Here is a 3,548-nt window from a genome sequence, read left to right on the forward strand (position 1 = left end):
GCCAGACCGGGTCTAGCTTGGACGAGCTGCCGATGGCGCCGCCACGATACCGCCTTCGCGCTGAGCGCGCTTGCGGGCCAGCTTGCGCGCACGGCGCACAGCTTCAGCCTTCTGGCGAGCCTTCTTCTCAGAGGGCTTCTCGTAATAGTTGCGCAGCTTCATCTCGCGGAAGACGCCTTCGCGCTGCAGCTTCTTCTTGAGCGCCTTCAGCGCCTGGTCGATGTTGTTGTCCCGAACGACGACTTGCACGCGGCACACCGCCCTTTCACGTATCTCGAATAAATGCTTGGATTGAAGCGTCAGGGCCGCAATGGACTCCGGCGCCAACCGGTTCCCCGGCCACCGTGGTCGCGCTAGTTACCAGAGGCTTTTCCGCTTGTCCACCCGGAGCTGAGCGTTTCAGCGGTTTTCCGGGTTCGGGGTCCCCCGGCTCAGAGCGCCTGCCACCAGCCGTCGACGACGGGCGGGTTGGCGACGTCGATCCGCTCGCCCGGCTTCGGGACGGCCATCCGCACGTCGTGCGCCTTGGCCTCCCGCCACACCCGGTCCACCGGCTCGGACCAGTCGTGCAGCGCGAGGTTGAAGGTGGCCCAGTGCACCGGGATCAGCAGGCCGCCCCGGACGTCGCGGTGCGCGGCGACGCCCTGCTCGGGGGTCATGTGGATGTCGGGCCAGCCGGAGCCGTAGGCGCCGATCTGGACGAGCGCGGCGTCGAACGGGCCGTGCTCCTCGCCGATCTCGGCGTAGCCGTCGAAGTAGCCGGTGTCGCCGGTGTAGTAGACGCGGTGCTCGGGGCCCGCGATGACCCAGGACGCCCAGAGCGTGGTGTCGCGGGTGAGGCCGCGGCCGGAGAAGTGCTGCGCGGGCGTGGCGGTGAGGGTGATGCCCGCCACGCGGTGCGACTCGTTCCAGTCGAGCTCCACGATGCGGTGCTCGGGGACGTCCCAGCTGCGCAGGTGCGCGCCGATGCCGAGCGGGACGACGAACACGGCGGCGTGGTCGCGGGTGAGCGCGCGGACCGTGGGGAGGTCGAGGTGGTCGTAGTGGTCGTGGGAGATGACGACGGCGTCGATCCGGCCGAGCTCGTCCAGCTCGTGCGGGACGGCGTGCAGGCGGCGCGGGCCGACGACCTGGGACGGGGAGCAGCGGTCGCTCCAGATCGGGTCGATCAGGACGCGCGCGCCGTCGATCTCGACGAGCGAGGACGCGTGGCCGTACCAGGTGATGTGGAGGCCGTCGGCGGGCGCGTCGCGCCTCGGCGCCACCAGCGGCACGGGACCCGCTGGCTTGCGCTTGGTCTTGTCGCCGAACGCGAAGTCGCGGAGCGTCTCGGTGGCGCCGTCGGGCGGCATGGTGCTGGTGGTGGCGCGGTTGTGGAACTTGCCGTCGCGCCACTGGGGAGACCGGCGGACGCGCTCGTCCGGCCTGCCCCCCATGGCGGCGGGAACGTCGCGCGCGGCCCAGGCCAGCGCCCCGGCGGCTGCCGCGAACAGGAGTCCGGTCACCTTCTTCATGGCCGGTCCAACGGCGGGTCCGGGCGGAGTGTCCCCCTTTTTCACGGGGTGGGGCGGGAGGTCACACGGGGACGTGGCCGGTGCCGGGGACCCACGCCTGCCAGTGGACGCAGGTGGGGCGCAGGCCGGTGGACATGAACTCCAGGACGGCGGACTCGACGGCGGCGACGGGGATCTCGGAGTGGGGTGGGAAGGGGGTGTCGGCGGCGAAGAAGTAGTAGACGACCTCGTCGGGGTTGCTGCCTTCGGGGGCGTGGGAGTGGAAGCCGTAGGAGGTGTCGTCGTCACCGGAGTGGTGCAGCACGCCCTTGTCGCCGTCGAGGCCCGCGTTCAGCTCGGGCCCCCAGTCGTCGCCTGCCAGGTAGAACGTGGCCAGGTCGACGCTGCCCGCCGGGGAGGCGTCCCGCCACGCGGCGAACCAGGCCCGGACCTCGTCCGGGGTGTGCAGGAACAGCGGTTCCTTGCCGTGGTCGGGGCGGGTGTAGATCTTCAGGGCGTGGGGCACGGCAACTGCTCTCCTCCGTGGTAGGTCCTGCGGAAACCACTCGCTCCGAAAACGCTCAGCGCGCTGCCTGCGGGCAGGAGGACCGGCACCATCCGATCGCAGCTGAACATACCGTCGTCACAGGGGACGTGGTTGATGACGAGCGTCGCGCTCGTGATTCCGTTGGCCCTCATGTGCGCGGCGACCTTCATCTCGACGTCGGTCGCGCGCAGCGGGAAGCCGCGCGTCATCCCGAGCTCGCGAATCGTGCGGAGCACCAGTGCGAACCCCTCGTCCTTGCCGCTGATCGCCGAACGGGTCTTCCCGTCCGGCCCGAACCACCGCCCGTGGGTCTTCTGCCCCGCACCGGGCGTCACGGGCGGCGGCAGCTCGCGGCGCAATTCCTCGATCCGGTCCGGCGGCTCGGCCGGCTCGTCACCCGCACGGTCACTCCCTCCCCCGACCAGGTCGGCGACCACGTCGAGCACCAGCCCGACGCCGTCGGAGAGGGCGAGGGAGACCTCATCGATCCCGCGCTCCACCTCGACCAGGCAGGCCAGCAACCCGGCCCACTCCGGGTCGTTCGACCCCGCCGAGACCCGTTCCAACCACTCCCGTGCCCACCGCACCCCGTCAACCGCCGACAGCAGCGCCACCCGGCACTCCGCAGCCCGCTCGCACACCGACTCCAACTCGTCGGCGACCGCCCCCAGCGACCCCATCGCACCTCCCCCACCAGGCACGATCCCAGTGCTGCGGCTTTGGGCCAACAACCTTCACCCGAAGCCGCGAACAGTCCGGAATCACCCGACGGTCAGCAGGCGCCCATCACCGCCGTGCCGTCCCAGATGAGCCAGACGTCCTCGTGGAACTCGTCGCCGTCGCCCCGCTCCCTGCCCGACTCAGCCGCGTACAAGCCGAACGTGCAGCCGTGCGCGAGCAGCCGGGACACCGCCCAGGTCTTGAGGTCGGGTTCGGGGTCCTGCTCCGCGCGTTCGACCACGCGCCACTCCGGGCCGCCGTTCGAGGACTTGCGGACTTCCGAGAGTTGGACGACCGACCCCATGTTCATCACTCTCCGATGTTGTTCGTACACTTTCCGAACACGTGGACAATAACCTGTGCACACAAGTTGTGCGGGTCTCCCATTCGAGTGATTCCGGAGGACGCCGTGACCAACCCGCATCGCAGTGCCGCGCGCATCCAGGTGGCCACGACGTTGCGCAGGTTGCGCGAGGACAGGGGGTTGTTGCGGGAACGGGCCGCCGCCGTGCTCGTGTGCACCACCACGAAGATCGGGAACATCGAGACCGCCGCCAGCGGGGTCAAGCAGGCCGAGCTGGAGAAGCTGCTCGACCTCTACGAAGCCGACGACGCCACCCGCGAGGACCTCCTCGGGCTCAACAGCGAGGCCAACCGGCGTCGGCCCAAGAGCAAGTTGGGCGGGCAGATCTCGCCCTGGCTCCGGCGCATCCTGGACGTCGAGGCGATCGCCACCGAGGTCGTCTACTCGTCGTTCGAGCTCGTCCCCGCCGTCCTCCAGACCGAGG

At 70.0% G+C, this 3,548-nt stretch carries 6 protein-coding genes; 1 reads left to right on the forward strand and 5 read right to left on the reverse strand.

Annotated features, from left to right (window positions below):
- Positions 1-12: 12 nt before the first annotated feature.
- From rpsU to ACTUAL_RS05880, 5 genes are all read right to left on the reverse strand, one after another.
- Positions 13-327: a 30S ribosomal protein S21 gene (rpsU, locus tag ACTUAL_RS05860; RefSeq protein ID WP_440899525.1), complete on the reverse strand. Its 315-nt coding sequence runs from the start codon at positions 325-327 to the stop codon at positions 13-15.
- 104 nt (positions 328-431) lie between these two features.
- Positions 432-1,514: an MBL fold metallo-hydrolase gene (locus ACTUAL_RS05865; RefSeq protein WP_440899526.1), complete on the reverse strand. Its 1,083-nt coding sequence runs from the start codon at positions 1,512-1,514 to the stop codon at positions 432-434.
- Between the two features lie 61 nt (positions 1,515-1,575).
- Positions 1,576-2,019, reverse strand: a complete 444-nt coding sequence (locus ACTUAL_RS05870; protein WP_157767895.1) for an Imm1 family immunity protein — start codon at positions 2,017-2,019, stop codon at positions 1,576-1,578.
- A complete protein-coding gene (locus ACTUAL_RS05875; RefSeq protein ID WP_440899527.1) occupies positions 2,004-2,654 on the reverse strand; it encodes a DddA-like double-stranded DNA deaminase toxin in 651 nt (216 codons plus the stop codon). Before ACTUAL_RS05875 ends, ACTUAL_RS05870 begins: the two co-directional genes overlap by 16 nt.
- Before the next feature lie 158 nt (positions 2,655-2,812).
- Complete coding sequence (locus ACTUAL_RS05880; protein WP_096496634.1) at positions 2,813-3,064, reverse strand: hypothetical protein; 252 nt, start codon at positions 3,062-3,064, stop codon at positions 2,813-2,815.
- Positions 3,065-3,169: 105 nt separating this feature from the next.
- Here ACTUAL_RS05880 and ACTUAL_RS05885 point away from each other — a divergent pair.
- The coding region (locus ACTUAL_RS05885; RefSeq protein ID WP_440899528.1) for a helix-turn-helix domain-containing protein at positions 3,170-3,548 on the forward strand (379 nt) is incomplete at its 3' end.

This window comes from Actinosynnema sp. (genome assembly GCF_052038725.1).

Coding starts and splice junctions, on each gene's coding strand:
- ACTUAL_RS05865 (WP_440899526.1), bottom strand. CDS start 1,514: ATGAAGAAGGTGACCGGACTCCTGTTCGCGGCAGCCGCCGGGGCGCTG.
- ACTUAL_RS05880 (WP_096496634.1), bottom strand. CDS start 3,064: ATGGGGTCGGTCGTCCAACTCTCGGAAGTCCGCAAGTCCTCGAACGGC.